Source organism: Pseudonocardia sp. NPDC049154 (assembly GCF_040648315.1).
Classification (GTDB): Bacteria; Actinomycetota; Actinomycetes; order Mycobacteriales; family Pseudonocardiaceae; genus Pseudonocardia.
The window spans coordinates 35,586-50,792 of sequence record NZ_JBEZDN010000053.1; the positions used below are offsets into that span (position 1 = coordinate 35,586).

14 protein-coding genes and 1 pseudogene are annotated in these 15,207 nt (G+C 72.7%); 7 read left to right on the forward strand and 8 right to left on the reverse strand.

Annotated elements, in window-relative coordinates; all coding sequences use genetic code 11:
- The 4 genes from AB0B41_RS23650 to AB0B41_RS23665 all read right to left on the reverse strand — a co-directional run.
- The coding region (locus tag AB0B41_RS23650; RefSeq protein WP_358206787.1) for a biotin carboxylase N-terminal domain-containing protein at positions 1-1,433 on the reverse strand (1,433 nt) is incomplete at its 3' end.
- Between the two features lie 5 nt (positions 1,434-1,438).
- Positions 1,439-3,037, reverse strand: a complete 1,599-nt coding sequence (locus AB0B41_RS23655) for a carboxyl transferase domain-containing protein (RefSeq protein ID WP_358206790.1) — start codon at positions 3,035-3,037, stop codon at positions 1,439-1,441.
- Positions 3,037-4,560 carry an AMP-binding protein gene (locus tag AB0B41_RS23660; RefSeq protein WP_358206792.1) on the reverse strand — a complete coding sequence of 508 codons (1,524 nt, stop codon included), beginning with the start codon at positions 4,558-4,560 and terminating at the stop codon, positions 3,037-3,039. Before AB0B41_RS23660 ends, AB0B41_RS23655 begins: the two co-directional genes overlap by 1 nt.
- A 69-nt stretch (positions 4,561-4,629) precedes the next feature.
- Positions 4,630-5,769 (reverse strand): acyl-CoA dehydrogenase family protein, encoded by a 1,140-nt coding sequence (locus AB0B41_RS23665; RefSeq protein ID WP_358206794.1) that lies wholly within the window; start codon positions 5,767-5,769, stop codon positions 4,630-4,632.
- An 89-nt stretch (positions 5,770-5,858) separates the two neighbouring features.
- On the opposite strand from AB0B41_RS23665, the gene AB0B41_RS23670 reads away from it, so the two are divergent.
- The 3 genes from AB0B41_RS23670 to AB0B41_RS23680 are packed head-to-tail and all read left to right on the forward strand — an operon-like array spanning position 5,859 to position 9,443.
- Positions 5,859-6,521 carry a TetR/AcrR family transcriptional regulator gene (locus tag AB0B41_RS23670; RefSeq protein WP_358206796.1) on the forward strand — a complete coding sequence of 221 codons (663 nt, stop codon included), beginning with the start codon at positions 5,859-5,861 and terminating at the stop codon, positions 6,519-6,521.
- Positions 6,522-6,577: 56 nt separating this feature from the next.
- A complete protein-coding gene (locus tag AB0B41_RS23675) occupies positions 6,578-8,272 on the forward strand; it encodes an AMP-binding protein (protein WP_358206798.1) in 1,695 nt (564 codons plus the stop codon).
- Between the two features lie 4 nt (positions 8,273-8,276).
- Positions 8,277-9,443 carry an acyl-CoA dehydrogenase family protein gene (locus AB0B41_RS23680; RefSeq protein ID WP_358206800.1) on the forward strand — a complete coding sequence of 389 codons (1,167 nt, stop codon included), beginning with the start codon at positions 8,277-8,279 and terminating at the stop codon, positions 9,441-9,443.
- Here AB0B41_RS23680 and AB0B41_RS23685 read toward each other — a convergent pair.
- Positions 9,437-10,465, reverse strand: coding sequence for a carbon-nitrogen hydrolase family protein (locus tag AB0B41_RS23685; protein WP_358206802.1), 1,029 nt, complete (start codon positions 10,463-10,465; stop codon positions 9,437-9,439). The two genes, AB0B41_RS23680 and AB0B41_RS23685, sit on opposite strands and share 7 nt — an antisense overlap.
- Before the next feature lie 111 nt (positions 10,466-10,576).
- On the opposite strand from AB0B41_RS23685, the gene AB0B41_RS23690 reads away from it, so the two are divergent.
- The 3 genes from AB0B41_RS23690 (at position 10,577) to AB0B41_RS23700 (ending at position 13,575) form a co-directional block, all read left to right on the forward strand.
- Positions 10,577-11,512 (forward strand): helix-turn-helix domain-containing protein, encoded by a 936-nt coding sequence (locus AB0B41_RS23690; RefSeq protein WP_358206805.1) that lies wholly within the window; start codon positions 10,577-10,579, stop codon positions 11,510-11,512.
- 80 nt (positions 11,513-11,592) lie between these two features.
- Positions 11,593-13,251, forward strand: a complete 1,659-nt coding sequence (locus AB0B41_RS23695; protein WP_358206807.1) for a long-chain fatty acid--CoA ligase — start codon at positions 11,593-11,595, stop codon at positions 13,249-13,251.
- A gap of 147 nt (positions 13,252-13,398) precedes the next feature.
- Entirely contained in the window at positions 13,399-13,575 is a 177-nt protein-coding gene (locus tag AB0B41_RS23700; RefSeq protein WP_358206809.1) for a hypothetical protein, read from the forward strand.
- A gap of 651 nt (positions 13,576-14,226) precedes the next feature.
- Here AB0B41_RS23700 and AB0B41_RS23705 read toward each other — a convergent pair.
- Together AB0B41_RS23705 and AB0B41_RS23710 are read right to left on the reverse strand one after the other, a co-directional pair.
- On the reverse strand, positions 14,227-14,529 hold the full coding sequence (locus tag AB0B41_RS23705; protein WP_358206823.1) for an HNH endonuclease signature motif containing protein: 303 nt from the start codon (positions 14,527-14,529) through the stop codon (positions 14,227-14,229).
- Positions 14,530-14,574: 45 nt separating this feature from the next.
- A pseudogene (locus tag AB0B41_RS23710) lies at positions 14,575-14,814 on the reverse strand (hypothetical protein); the annotation flags it as partial.
- On the opposite strand from AB0B41_RS23710, the gene AB0B41_RS23715 reads away from it, so the two are divergent.
- On the forward strand, positions 14,767-14,907 hold the full coding sequence (locus AB0B41_RS23715) for a hypothetical protein (RefSeq protein WP_358206811.1): 141 nt from the start codon (positions 14,767-14,769) through the stop codon (positions 14,905-14,907). The pseudogene AB0B41_RS23710 and the gene AB0B41_RS23715 overlap by 48 nt on opposite strands.
- A gap of 40 nt (positions 14,908-14,947) precedes the next feature.
- On the opposite strand, the gene AB0B41_RS23720 is transcribed toward AB0B41_RS23715, so the two are convergent.
- A partial coding sequence (locus AB0B41_RS23720) for a DUF222 domain-containing protein (protein ID WP_358206813.1) occupies positions 14,948-15,207 on the reverse strand: 260 nt, incomplete at its 5' end.

Below are 15,207 nucleotides of genomic sequence, written 5' to 3' on the forward strand. Positions count from 1 at the left end.
CGCGGGGCGCCCGGGGCCGGTTCCCCCCCGGCCCCCCCCCGCCCCGCCTCATGGGCTTGGTGGGGGGGTGGGCCGCCGCCCCCCCCCCCGCCACTCACGAGCACGGAGTGCCTGGTCAGGTAGCCGGTGTCGGTGCGGCCGGCGAGGAACTCGGGCTCGCGGAGGATGTCGACGAGCAGGTCCCGGTTGGTGGTGACGCCGTGGATCTCGGCGCGCTGCAACGCCCGGGCCAGCGTGCGGGCGGCCTCGGCGCGGGTGCGGCCGTGGGCGACCACCTTGGCGAGCATGGGGTCGTAGTGCGGGCTGACGACCGAGCCGTCCTCGACCCCGGTGTCCAGCCGGAGGCCGGCCAGGTCGGGGATGCGGAAGCGGTGCAGCGTGCCGGTGGCGGGGAGGAACCCGGCCGGGACGTCCTCGGCGTAGAGCCGGACCTCGATCGCGTGCCCGTCGAGCACGGCGCCGGTCACCTCGGGCGGCAGCGGCTCGCCCTCGGCCACCCGCAGCTGCAGGGCCACCAGGTCCAGGCCGGTGACCAGCTCCGTGACGGGGTGCTCGACCTGCAGGCGCGTGTTGACCTCGAGGAAGAAGAACCTGCCGTCCTGGTCGAGGACGAACTCCACGGTCCCGGCCCCGGTGTACCCGATCGCCTTGCCCGCGGCGACGGCGGCGGCGCCGAGCTCGGCGCGCAGGGCGTCGTCGACCGCCGGCGACGGGCTCTCCTCGACGATCTTCTGGTAGCGCCGCTGGATCGAGCACTCGCGCTCGAACAGGTGCACGACCTCGCCGTGGGTGTCGCCGACGATCTGCACCTCGACGTGCCGGGGGTCGACGACGAACCGCTCCAGGAACACCGTCCCGTCGCCGAACGCCGACGCGGCCTCCCGCCGTGCGCCCGCCACGGCGTCGGCGAGCTCCGCCGGGTCGTGGACGACGCGCATGCCCCGGCCCCCGCCGCCGAACGCGGCCTTGACCAGCACCGGGAAGCCGATCTCCGCGGCGACCGCATTCAGGTCGGTGTCCTCCTGGACGGTCGCCCCGGGCAGGACCGGCACGCCCGCCTTGTCCATCAGCGCCTTGGCCTCGAGCTTCGAGCCCATCGAGGCGATCGCCTCCGGCGAGGGCCCGACGAAGGTCAGCCCGGCCGCCGCGCAGTCCCGGGCGAACCCGGCGTTCTCCGACAGGAACCCGTACCCGGGGTGGACCGCGTCCGCGCCGGTCGCGCGGGCCGCCTCGATCACCAGGTCGCCGCGCAGGTAGGTGGCCGACGGGGCGGCACCGGGGAGGCGCACCGCCTCGTCGGCGAGCCGGACGAACGGGGCGTCCGCATCAGGGTCGGAGTACACGGCCACGGTGGCGATGCCGAGGGCGTGGGCGGTGCGCATGACGCGCGCGGCGATCTCCCCGCGGTTGGCCACCAGCAGTTTCTGGATCATGCAGCTCACATCCGGAAGACGCCGAAGCCGCGGCGGCCGGCGACGGTCTGGGAGTGCACGGCGGACAGGGACAGGCCGAGCACGGTGCGGGTGTCGCGGGGGTCGACGATGCCGTCGTCGTAGAGCTTGGCGGTGACGAAGAAGCTGTGCGACTCCGCCTCGATCTGCTGCTCGATCGCGCGGGTGCGGGCGGCGTCGGCCTCCTCGTCGAACGGCTTGCCCTGCGACGCCGCCGACGCCCGCCCCACGATGGACATGACGCCGGCGAGCTGCGCGGCGCCCATCACCGCGAGCTTCGCGCCGGGCCAGGCGAACATCAGCCGCGGGTCGTAGGCGCGGCCGGACATCCCGTAGTTCCCCGCCCCGAACGACGACGCCATGTTGATCGTCAGGTGCGGGACCCGGCTGTTGGTCACCGCGTTGATCATCTTGGCGCCGTCCTTGATGATCCCGCCCTGCTCGTAGTCCTTGCCCACCATGTAGCCGGTGGTGTTCTGCAGGAAGATCAGCGGCGTGTCCGTCTGGTTGGCCAGCAGGATGAACTCGGTCGCCTTCTTGGCCTCCTCGCTGAACAGCACGCCCCGGTGGTTCGCGAGGACCCCGACGGGATAGCCGTGGATCGAGGCCCAGCCGGTGACCAGCGACGTCCCGTACAGCGGCTTGTACTCGTCGAAGTCCGAGCCGTCGACGGTGCGGGCCAGGATCTCCCGCGGGTCGAACGGGACCTTCGGGTCCGGCGGGACGATCCCGAGGATCTCCTCGGGGTCGTACTTCGGGGGCTCCGGGTTCGCCGCCGGCGCCGGCCCGAGCTTGTGCCAGTTGATCCGGGACATGATCTGCCGGCCCAACCGGATGGCGTCGCGCTCGTCGGCCGCGAAGTAGTCCGAGAGGCCGGAGATCCGCGAGTGCATCTCCGCGCCGCCGAGGGACTCGTCGTCCGACTCCTCGCCGGTGGCCATCTTGACCAGCGGCGGGCCGCCCAGGAACACCTTCGCCTGCCGGTCGACCAGCACGGCGTAGTCGCACATGCCGGGCACGTACGCGCCGCCGGCGGTGGAGTTGCCGAACACCAGCGCGACCGTCGGGACGGCCAGCGAGGAGAGCTCCGTGAGCTCGTGGAAGATCCGCCCGGCCGGCACGAACAGGTCCGCCTGGGTGGGCAGGTCGGCACCACCGGACTCGACGAGGTTGATCACCGGGAGCCGGTTGATCCGCGCGATCTCCAACGCGCGCAACGTCTTCTTCAGCGAGTACGGGTTCATCGCGCCGCCGCGCACGGTCGGGTCGTGCCCGATCACCACGCACTCGACCCCGGACACCACGCCGATCCCGGTGAGCACCGAGGCGCCCACGGTGAACTCGGTGCCCCACGCCGCGAGCGGGGAGAGCTCCAGGAACGGGCTGTCCGGGTCGAGCAGCAGCTCCAGCCGCTCGCGCACCGGGAGCTTGCCGCGGTCGCGGTGCCGCTGCGTGTAGCGCTCCCCGCCGCCGGCGATCGCCAGCTCCAGCTGCTCGTCCAACTGGTCGATCACCTCCAGCTGGGCCGCGCGGTTGCTCGCGTAGGTCTCCGACGAGACGTCGAGCAGGGTCTTCAGGACGGGCATCAGCGTCCCCCGTAGTGGTCCGCGAAGCTCTCGCGGACGACGTTCTTCTGGATCTTCCCGGTCGAGGTCCGCGGCAGCTCGTCGACGACGATCACGGACTTGGGCACCTTGTAGCCGTCGAGCCGGTCCTTGAGGGCGACCCGCAGCGCCTCCGGGTCGACCGTCTCCCCCGGCTTCGGCACCACGACGGCGGTGATCGCCTCGCTCCACCGCTCGTGCGGCAGCCCGACCACCACGACCTCGGCGACCTTCCGCTCGGCGTCGTACACCGCCCGCTCCACCTCGATCGACGCGACGTTCTCGCCGCCGGTCTTGATCACGTCCTTGGAGCGGTCGGCGAACCAGAGAACCCCGTCCTCGCCGAAGCGCCCGACGTCGCCGGAGTGGAACCAGCCGTGCCGGAACGCCTCCGCGGTCGCCTCCGGGTTGCGGAGGTACTCCTGCATGGTCGACGGCCCGCGGTAGACGATCTCGCCCTGCTCGCCACGCGGGAGCAGCTCCCCGTCCGGCCCCATGATCGCGACCTGGACGCCGGTCAGCGGGGTGCCGACGGCGCCGACGTGGGTGAGCTGGTGCTCCGGCCGGAACAGCGTGGTGATCGGCGACATCTCGGTCTGGCCGAACAGCAGCGCGAAATCGCACCCGAACCCGTCGAGGCAGGCCTTGATCTGCGCCTCCGGCATCGGCGCCATCGCGTAGACGGCACGCTTCAGCGAGGACAGGTCCCGGGAGCCGAACGACGGGTGCTCCAGCGCCGCGCGGTACATCATCGGCAGACCGAAGACCTGGGTGATCCTCTCGCGCTCGATGGTGTCGAGGAACCGCTCGGGCTCGAAGCCGCGGTGCACGTGGATCGTGGCGCCGACGGTGACCGCGGGCGTGCAGAAGGCGTTGAGCTGCGCCGTGTGGAACATCGGCATCATCGCGATGAAGCGGTCCGCGGCCGTCCAGCCGGAGTCGAGCGCGGCGGACATCGACTCGATGTGGATCGCCAGGTGCGTGCCCACCACGCCCTTGGGGAACGACGTCGTCCCCGACGTGTAGAGGTAGCTCAGCGGCGCGCGGTCGGGGATCTCCACCTCGACCGGGGAGCCGTCGGCGGACTCGAGGTCGGCGAGGGTGGTCGGGCCGTCGCCGACGACGAACGTCTCGGGCAGGTCGAGCCCGTCCAGGCCCGCCAGCAGCCCGCTCTCCACCACGATCCCCCGTGCCCGCGAGTGGTCGAGGACGTAGGCGATCTCGGGCGGCCGCCAGCCCAGGTTGATCGGCACGCACACCACGCCGGCCTTGGCGCAGGCGTAGTACACCGCGAGGAACTCGGCGCTGTTCGCCGAGGCCAGGGCGAGCGCGTCGCCGACCCGGTAGCCGCGGTCCAACAGGCCGCGGGCGAGCCGGTTCACCCAGGCGTCGAGCTCGGCGTAGGTCCAGCGGCGGTCCCCGTCCACCACGGCGAGGTGGTCGGGACGGGCGAAGGCGGAGCGGGTCAGCGCGTCGCCGACGTTGACCCGGTTGATCATCGACATGAGCGCTCCTGTTCTCGGCGATCGGCGGGTCAGCGTGGTTCGAGGGCCCGGTCCGGGGCCGGTGGGTTCTCAGTAGGACCGCGGGAGGCCCAGGCTGTGCTGGGCGACGAAGTTGAGGATCATCTCCCGGTTCACCGGGGCGATCCGCAGCAGCCGGGCCAGCCCCCAGTACGGGAGCAGCCCGAACTCCTGCGCCACGCCGTTGCCGCCGTGGGTCTGCATCGCGGCGTCGCACGCGGCCAGCGCGGCCTCGGCCGCCGCGTACTTCGCCATGTTCGACGCCTCGCCGGCCGGCAGCCCGTTCTGGTGCAGCCAGGCGGCCTTGCGGGTCATCAGCGCGGCCAGCTCGGTCTCGATCTTCGCCTTCGCCAGCGGGTGCGCGACACCCTGGTGCGCGCCGATCGGCCGGTCCCACACCTGCCGGTCCTTCGCGTACCGCGCGGCGCGGTCCAGGGCGTAGCGCGCGATGCCGACGCAGAGCGCGGCGCCGGTGATCCGCTCGGGGTTGAGCCCGTGGAAGACCTGCCGGAAGCCCTGGCCCTCCGCGCCGACCAGCGCCGACGCCGGCAGCCGGACCTCGTCGAAGTGCAACGTGAACTGCTTCTCCGGGAGCATGACGTCGACCGGCAGCACGGTCTTCTGCAGGCCGGGCGCGTCGGTGGGGACCAGGAACAGCGACAGCTGCCCCTCGTCCCCCGTGCGCGCCACCAGCAGCAGCGCCTCCGCGTCGTCGACGCCGGAGATGTAGTACTTCTCGCCGGTCACGATCCACTCGTCCCCCACGCCCCGCGCCCGCGTGGAGAGCTTGTGGGTGTTGGACCCGGCTTCGGGCTCGGTGATCGCGAAGACCACCTTCCGCCGCCCGCTCGCGAGCCCGGGCAGCCACTCCTTGCGCTGCTCCTCGGTGCCGTACTCGGCGATCACCTCCGCCGAGATCGCGTGCGTGACCAGCAGCAGCAGGATCGGCGCGCCCTGCGCTGCGATCTCCTCGCACACCAGCGCGAGCTCGACGAGGCCACCGCCGCCCCCGCCGTACTCCTCCGGCACGTTGACCCCGGCGAAGCCGGAGTCGCCGAGGGCGTGCCACAGCTCGGTGCACTCGGTGCCCGCGCGGGCGTGCTCGACGTAGTACGCGCCCCCGTAGGGCGCCGCGACGGCCCCGACCGCCGCCCGCAGGTCGCGGTGCTCGTCGCTCTCGGCGAAGTCCACTCCGACTCCCGTCGCGTCTCCCGGAACCCAGATTGTGATTCCTGGTTCACTCGTGGCGGACCCTACCGTGCGGCTGCCATGATGACCAGATGTCGACCGTCCCCACCACCGCCGCCACCCCCGGTACGGCCGCCGGCGGGCGCAGCCGGCGGGACCCGGAGCGCCGCGAGCGGATCCTGGCCGCCGCCGCGGAGCTGGCCTCGCGGCGTGGCTTCCACACCGTCGGGATGGCGGACATCGGCGCCGAGGCCGGGATCGTCGGGTCCGGCGTCTACCGGCACTTCGACAGCAAGACCGCGATCCTCGTCGCCCTGCTCGACCGGGTGATGGCCCGCCTGCAGGAGGGCGCCGGGGCGGTGCTGGCGGGCCCGGGTGACGAGCGGACCCACCTGTCCGCGCTGGTCAGGGACCACATCCGGGTGGCGATCGAGGACCGGAGCGTGCTCGCCGTCTACCACCGCGAGGTGCACACGCTGCCCGAGGAGGACCGGCGGCGGCTGCGCCGGCTGCAGCGGCACTACCTCGAGGACTGGGTGCACGTGCTGGCCCCGCTGCGCCGCGACCTGGCCGACGGCGAGCTCCGCCTGGCCGTGCACGCCGCCATCGGCGCAATCCAGTCGACGTTGTTCTTCCGCAGCGGGCTGGCCGACGAGCGGCAGGCCGACCTGCTCGACGGGATGGCCCACGCGTGCCTCGGCGTGGAGCCCGCCGCGGCCGCGCCCGCGGGGGCCGAGCGGCACGCGGCCGAGTGAACCGAGAATGACTGGATTCTTGCCATCGTGACGGCGATCACGGCATGCTGGCCCGCATGCTGCCCCTCCAGCCGCACGGCACGGCGTTGCCCGATCCCGCCTCGATCGACGTCGAGACCCTGCGCGGGCGGCGGGCCGTCCACCGCTGGGAACGCACCTCGGTCGGCGACCTCTTCGAGCGGCTGACCTGGAGCTACCCGGACAAGGTCGCGCTCACGGCCGTCGACGGGGCCTGCGGCGAGGAGCGCTTCGCCGAGGTCACCTACCGGGAGGCGGACGACACGGCGAACCGGGTCGCCCAGGCGTTGGCCGGGGCGGGGCTCGCCCCCGGCGACCGGGTGCTGCTGATCTGCGAGAACTCGGTCGAGGCACTGCTGGCGAAGATCGGGATCGCGAAGGCCGGCATGGTCGCCGTGCCGCTGAACCCCAGCCTGGCGGCGGACGTCCTCGAGCACCTGATCGGGCTGACCGAGCCGCGGTTCGCGTTCGTCGACGCGGAGCTGTGGCCGCGCGTCGAGCAGGTGTTCGCGGTCACGGGGCTGACCGTGGGCGCCACGATCACGGTCGGCGGCGGGCCGGTGGCGGGCAGCCCGGCGTTCGGCGAGCTCGTCGCCGGGGCGCCGGCCGGGGAGCCCGAGGTCGAGATCCACGGCGACGACATCTGGCAGCTGCTGTTCACCTCCGGCACCACCGCGATGCCGAAGGGCGTGATGCTCTCGCACAGCTACGCGCACCTGGCGGCGCTCAACTTCGCGCTCTCGCTCACGCGCGGCCTGCGGCACGACTCGGACCTGCGGCTCTGCACGTTCCTGCCGATGATCTACCACATCGGCGACGAGCTGTTCCCGTTCGGCGCCTTCGTCTCCGGCGGCTCCGTCGCGCTCGGCCGCCGCCCCGCCCCGGGGCCGGTCGCCGAGGCCACCGCGACCACCCGCGCGACCGCCCTGTGGGCCGGGTCCCCGCAGTTCGTCACCGCGCTGGCCGACGAGCTCGAGGCCCGTCCCGACCTGGACGTCTCGGCTCTGTCGATCCTCGTCTACGGCTGGGGTGCGCTCTCCCCCGCCGTGCTGGAGCGGCTGGCGGCGCGCGCCGCACCGGGCTTCGTCACGCTCGGGATCTTCGGCCAGACCGAGGCGATCGCCTGCCACCGCTTCTGGCCCACCCGCTGGCCGGAGGTCCACGCCCGCACCGCACCCGCCGTCAACTACGTGGGTGTGCCCAGCGGGATGCTCGCCTCGGACGTGGTCGACGAGCTGGGCGACCCGGTCCGCGACGGCCGGCCGGGCGAGGCCGTCTACCGCTCGCCGATCATGACCGCCGGGTACTACCGCAACCCGGAGGCCACCCGGGAGGCCTTCCGCGGCGGCTGGTTCCACTCCGGCGACTCCGCGACCGTCGACGAGGACGGCCTGCGCGTCATGGTCGACCGGTACAAGGACATCGTGAAGTCCGGTGGCGAGAACGTGTCGAGCATCCGCGTCGAGGCCGTCCTGCACGAGCACCCGGACGTGCTGCGCGCGGCGGTGATCGGGCTCCCGCACGAGCACTGGGGCGAGGCGGTGACGGCCGTCGTCGTGCCGCGGGACGGCCGCAAGCCCGAGGCGGACGAGATCATCGCGTACTGCCGCGCGCGGCTCGCGGGTCACGAGACGCCGAAGGCCGTGGTGTTCACGGAGTCGTTGCCGGACACCGTCGGCGGCAAGGTCCTCAAGTACAAGCTGCGCGCCGCCCACGCGGACCTGTACTCGTAGACGCGTGGACTTCACCGAGGAGGACGACCACCGGCTGATCCGCGAGGCGGTGCGCGCCCTCTGCGCCCGGTTCGACGACGACTACTGGAGCGAGCGGGACAGCACCCACACGTTCCCGTGGGAGTTCTACGCCGCGATGGCCGAGGGCGGCTGGATCGGCATCGCGATGCCGGAGGAGTACGGCGGCGGCGGGCGCGGGATCACCGAGGCGTCGATCGTGCTGGAGGAGGTCGCCGCGTCCGGGGCATGCATGAACGGCGCCAGCGCGATCCACATGTCGATCTTCGGGATGCACCCGGTCGTGCTGCACGGCAGCGACGACCTGCGCCACCGCGTACTCCCGGACGTCGCGTCGGGGAAGCTGCACGTGGCGTTCGGCGTGACCGAGCCCGACGCCGGGCTGGACACCACGAACGTCACCACCCGGGCCGTGCTCGACGGCGATGCCTACGTCGTGCACGGGCGCAAGGTCTGGACCTCGAAGGCCCTGGAGTCGGACAAGGTCCTGCTGCTGGTCCGCACCACGCCGCGGGCCGAGGCGGCGAAGCCGACCCAGGGCATGACGCTGCTGGTCGCCGACCTGCAGGACCCGGCCGTCACGATCTCGCCGATCGACAAGCTGGGGCGCAATGCCGTCGCCTCCTGCGAGGTCGTCTACGACGGGCTGCGGGTGCCGGTGGAGAACCGGGTCGGCGAGGAGGGCGCGGGCTTCCGCTACCTGCTCGACGGCCTCAACGCCGAACGCGTGCTCATCGCCGCCGAGGCGCTCGGCATCGGGCGGGCCGCCCTGCGCCGCGCCGTCGCCTACGCCGGCGAGCGGGTCGTGTTCGACCGGCCGATCGGGTCGAACCAGGGCATCGCCTTCCCGCTCGCCGACGCGCACGCCCGGCTGCGCGCCGCCGAGCTGGTCATCCGCGACGCGTCCTGGCGGATCGACCGCGGCCTGCACGCCGGCGAGCAGGCCAACACCGCCAAGTACCTCGCCGCCGAGGCCGCGTTCCAGGCCGCCGACGCCGCCGTCCAGACCCACGGCGGGTTCGGCTACGCCCGCGAGTACCACGTGGAGCGGTACTTCCGGGAGGCCCGGCTGCAGCGGATCGCGCCGGTGCCGCAGGAGATGGTGCTGAACTACCTCGCCCAGCACGTGCTGGGGCTGCCGCGGAGCTACTGACCCGCGATCGCCGCGGCCCGCTCGGCCTCCGGGCCGAGCTCGCCCTCCAGCTCGACGCCCGGCGCGGAGAACGGCACGACCCGGTCACCGGGGGTCTTGTTGAGCAGGAGCCGCGTGACGTCCGGGCGCGAGTAGTGCCCGGCGGGGTCGGCCGCCGCCTTGGCCAGCGAGATCAGGCCGAGGTCGACGTCGGCGTAGACCAGGCCCTCGGCGTCGGGCGCGAGCGGCTCGGAGATCAGCCGGCCGTCCGGGGCGTAGACCCCGGCGTACCCGCCGCCGGGCTTGAGCAGCGCGCGCTTGGTGTCGTCGGTGCACATCAGCTCGACCATCTCCGGCGACACGGTCGCGCACGGGGCGATCACGAACGTCTGCCCCTCCACCGCGTACACGCGGCTGGCGGCGGTGTTGACCTCCGGGCCGAGCGCGTACGCCCCGCCCTCGTAGAGCGAGAAGCTCGGCCACGCGCCCACGTGGACCTGCTCGTTCTGGGCGTACATCGCGTACTTCGACAGCGGCTGCAGGTGCTCCCAGCAGCAGAGCCCGCCGAGCCGGCCGAGCGGGGTGTCGTACACGGAGAGGTCGCTGCCGTCGCCCTCGCCGAACACCGTGCGCTCGACGTGGGTGGGCTTGAGCTTGCGCCGCCGCGCGATCGTCCCGCCGTCCGGGCCGATCATCCACTGGGCGATGTAGAGGCTGCCGGCGTGCTTCTCCGAGATCCCCAGCACCACGGTGATCCCGTGGTCGCGGGCGGCGGCGGCCAGCCGGTCGGCCTGCGGCGAGCCGTAGACCAGCGAGTTGTCGTGGTAGCGGGGGAAGAACTGCAGGCCCCACGCCGGGGCGTCGAGCCAGATGAACCAGGGGTAGCCGGGCAGCCAGGTCTCCGGGAAGCCGATCAGCCCGGCCCCGTTCGCGGCGGCCTCGGCGATCAGCGCGACGGCCTTGTCGACGCCCGCGTCGAGGTCGAGGAACTCCGGGGCGGCCTGCACGGCGGCGGCGCGGAAGCGGGGGTGCTCGATGCTCATGCCGGCAGCGTGACGGGTCCGGAATCCCGGTGATGGTCCCTGCGTGTCGTCCTCGTTGACTCTGCGGCGCACACCCTTGTCGGCCCCGCGCGGGCTCCCTACCGTCGGTGCATGGCGCGCGTGCTCACCACGGACACGATCGAGGCGCGCGACCGTCTCGACTTCTGGAACGCGGCCGTCTCCGACGCCTACGTCCGGCTCTCCTGCACGGCGCCCGACGGCGACGTCGTGGGCGACATCCGGGTCGACTCCCTCGCCACGCTGGAGCTGTCGCGGGTCACCGCCACCGCCCAGCACGTCGTCCGGACGCCGTCCCTGATCGCCTCCACCGCCGAGGACTACTTCCTCGTCAGCCTGCAGACCCGGGGCGCCGGCCGGATCAGCCAGGACGACCGGACCGCCGAGCTGGCGCCGGGCGACTTCGCGCTCTACGACTCCACCCGGCCCTACACGCTGCAGTTCGACGGGCCGTTCCAGCAGTACGTCCTGATGCTGCCGGGGCCGACGTTGCGGTCGCGGCTGCGGGACACCCCGGCGTTGACGGCCCGGCGGGTGCAGGGTGCCGAAGGCGCCGGGCACCTCATGATCGAGATGATCCGGACCCTCGCGCTCGACGTCGACGTGCTGGAACCGGGCGCGGCCGCCGCCGTCGCGCAGGGCGTCGAGCACATCGTGGTGGCGGGCCTCAGCTCGCTCGGCGAGGCGCCCCGGCCGGAGCCCTCGCTCGCGGCCCGGCGGGAGCAGGTCAAGGCCCACGTCCGCCGCCACCTCGGCGACCCCGGGCTCAGCGTCGCCGCCCTCGCCGCCGCACTGCACACGTCCGTCAGCAGCCTGCACCGCGCCTTTGCCGACGAGCCCTGCTCCCTGGCCGAGTGGATCTGGGCGCAGCGGCTCGACGCCGTGCGCGCCGACCTGCTCGACCCCGCCCAGCGCCACCGCACCATCTCCGAGCTGGCCTTCGACCGCGGCTTCGTCGACGCCTCGCACTTCAGCCGTGCCTTCCGCGCCCGGTTCGGCCGCACCGCGCGGGAGGTCCGGAAGGGGTGATCGCGGCCGCCGGGGGTTGCCCGGCGGATCAGTAGCATGTCACGCTCCACCGTGATCCGGGTCTCACCGTGGAGGCGCCCATGCGCGGTCTGATGTTCGACAGCCAGCTGCTCCTGCACTCGTTCCTCTGGCGTACGGAGCGACTGTTCGCGGACAAGCAGATCGTCACCCGGCTCGGGCCGGGCGAGTACCACCGCTACACCTACCGGGACTTCGGCAAGCGGGCCCGCCGGCTCGGCGACGCCCTGCGAACACTGGGCATCGGGCCGGGCGACCGCGTCGGCACACTGGCCTGGAACCACTACCGGCACCTCGAGACGTACTTCGGCGTGCCCGGCATCCAGGCCGTGCTGCACACGATCAACCTGCGGCTCTCCCCGGCGCAGCAGAAGTTCACCATCGACAAGGCCGGGGACCGGCTGCTGCTGGTCGACGTCGACCAGCTCGACCTCGTCGCCGACCTGTTGGAGCTGGGCCTGCCCACGGTCGAGGCCGTCGTGGTGCTCGCCGATTCGGTGCCCGAGCACCGTCTGTCGCTCCCGGTCCACTGCTACGAGGAGCTCCTGGCCGCCGCCGACGAGGACGCGCAGTTCGAGGAGTTCGACGAGCACTCGGCCTCGGCGATGTGCTTCACCTCGGCGACCACCGGTGACCCGAAGGGCGTCGTCTACTCGCACCGGGCGATGGTGCTGCAGGCCATGTGCCTGGCCATGCACGACAAGCTGAACATGAGCGAGTCCCAGGTGTGGCTCGAGGTCGCGCCGATGTTCCACTGCAACGGCTGGAACATCCCGCACACCGCGCTGCTCCAAGGCGCGACGCTGGTGCTGCCCGGCGCGCACCCGTCGCCGGCCGACTACGTCGACATCATCGAGGACCTCGGCGTGACCGGGATGAACGCGGCCGTGACGATCGGGACGATGATCCGCGACGCCGTCCGGGCCTCGGGCCGGCCGCGGGACCTCTCGACCCTCTCCACCCTGTGGCTGGGTGGGCAGGCGCCGTCGAAGGCGGTGATGAAGTGGTTCCGCGACGAGTACGACTGCGAGGTCATGCAGGGCTACGGCATGACCGAGAACTCCCCGCAGATCTGCTTCTTCGCGCTCAAGTCCACCCTGGCCGACGGGGACGAGGACGAGATCTACGCGCTGCGGCAGACCCAGGGGCTGCCGATCCCGCTGCTGCAGATCAAGGTGTGCGACCAGGAGACCCGCGAGGAGCTGCCCTGGGACGGCCAGTCCATCGGGGACTTCTTCGTGCGCTCCCCGTTCACCGCATCCGAGTACTACAAGGACGAGCGGACGCAGGACTCGATGATCGACGGCTGGCTCAAGACCGGCGACGTCGGCTGCATCGACCCCGAGGGCTACGTGCTGCTCAAGGACCGCTCCAAGGACCTGATCAAGTCCGGCGGCGAGTGGATCTCCACGATCGACCTGGAGAACTCGCTGATGCTGCACCCCAAGGTCGCCGAGGCCACCGTCGTCGGGATCGAGGACGAGAAGTGGCTCGAACGCCCGCTGGCCTGCGTGGTGCCCTCGGACGACTCCCTCACGTCGGACGAGCTGCGGGAGCACCTGCTGGCCGAGGGGTTCATCAAGTTCTGGGTCCCGGACGAGTTCCTGTTCGTGCCCGAGGTCCCCAAGACGAGCGTCGGCAAGTACGACAAGAAGGCGATCCGCGGCGTGGTCGCGGACGAGGGGCTGGAGCGGGCGAAGGCGACGCTGGGCGCGGGCTGAGACTGGTCGGCCGATCGGCCGACCCGGGCGTCGGGCGGGACGTCCGTCGGTCACCGGATCTTCGGCGGAGCCGGGAGACGAGAGCGTGGGTGCAGGGCGAGGAGCCCCAGCCGGACGGTCCGGCGAGAACCCACGAGAGGAACGACGATGCCCACCACGCTCATCACGGTCCGGCCCGGCCGGGCCCTGCAGAACCCGGAACACCGGCACACCTGGGCCGCCGGGTCGCACCACCCCACCTCCGACGGCACGGTCAGCTACCGCCAGTGCCTGTCCTGCGGCGCCTGGGGCCTCTTCGCGCCCACCGCGGAGGATGGTTGCTGAGGGCACTCAACGCGGGGTGCAGCGGGAGCGCGAGCGCCGCGCGACCAGGTCGGCGTGGGCGCCGTCGAGCAGAGCGCAGCGCCTCGGGGTAGGCGGGCACGCCGGCCTTCGACGCGTCATCGTTCGGCGTCTGAGCTGCCGGACGCGGCGAAGCGCCGGACGAGCCGAGGCCGGAGGTGCCGCCGGCGACGAAGACGGTGCGCGAGGCAGGCCCACGGGCCATAGCCTCCCTCCAGGTGCCACCACACTCACCCGCGCGCTGCGCCTGGACCTCGACGAGCGCGGCGGCTCCGAAGCTGCGGAAGCTCCGGCTGCTCGGGGTGATCGGGACGGGTCCTTCCCGAGTCCCGCCCAGCGACACCGGCCGCGGGCGGAGCGGCCTGGGTCGTGGTCTAGGCGGGCGTCGGCGAGCCCGGCTCGGACCGGTGCGAACGCATCACCGGATCCAGGCACCGGAACCGCCGGCCGGGACCGCGACCCCGGCGAGGACCAGGCCCTCGGTGGTCAGGCTGGAGACCCGGCTGCGAGCTTCACGACCGAGCTGGAGAAGGTCACGATCGCGCCGCCGGTCCGCACCCCGGCGCGCCGCCTCGCGGCCGCCATCCCGAACTCCGCACAAGCAAAGCCGAACGACGGGCCACCTCGCCCTTCTCAGGCGAACTCGGCGATCCGCGGTCCTTGGTGGGCGCGCGTGAGGTCCCACGTGCCGGGCCGGCTTCGTGGTCTCTGCTCGGGGTCGGTCCAGGCGGGCGGGATGAACTCCGGGATGCCGTCGCGCAGGCGCACGACGCAGTCGGTGGAGTGGATCTGGCGGTGGTGGGCCTTGCAGAGCATCACCAGGTTGCCCAGGGCGGTGGGCCCTCCGTGTTCCCAGGGGATGACATGATGGATTTCGCACCAGGAGGGTGGGCGGTCGCAGCCGGGGTGGGCGCAGCCGCCGTCCCGGGAGGTCACCGCGCGGCGCAGCCCGTCGGGGATCGACCGGGTGAGCCGGCCGACGTCGAGGGGTTGGCCGTGGCCGTCGAGGACCATCGGCACCCCGCCGCAGTCGCAGGCCAACTGGCGTAGCGCGGTCGGGTTGAGCTGCCCGGCGAACTCCAGCATGCCCGCGCGGGCGCGGCTCTCCAGGTCCTCGAGGCGGATCTGCACAGTCAGGGTCGGGCGCCGGCCACCGACCGCGGGCAGCTCCCCGTGCTCGAGCACCCACCCGCAGACCTCGGCCAGGGCTTCGGCGTGGCGTTCGGCACTGCTGCGGTCGTCGTCGGCGGTGAGCGGGGCGGCCTGGGCGTCGAGGACGTGGCGATCGCCGCGAACAGCGCCGCGTCGTCGTAGCGGCCGGTCAGCCGCCCACCGGGCTTGGAGGCGAACCGGGTCAGGCGCAGTTCGTTGACCTGTGGTGGTGGGGTGTCGTCGGGTTCGGGCCGTCGGCGTCGAGGGCGTCGCGCAGCGCGGTGCGCCACTGCTGCAGCTCGCGGGGGGTGTACAGCGCGGCGGCGTCGGCCAGCTGGGCCTCGGGGCCGGCCCAGGTCTCCGGGGTCAGCCGCCCGGCCGGTGGGGTGGCGAGCAGCCGCACGATCACCGCGACGTGGGCGAGGGAGGTGTCCCCGGCGGCGAACACGTCCGCGGTGGCCG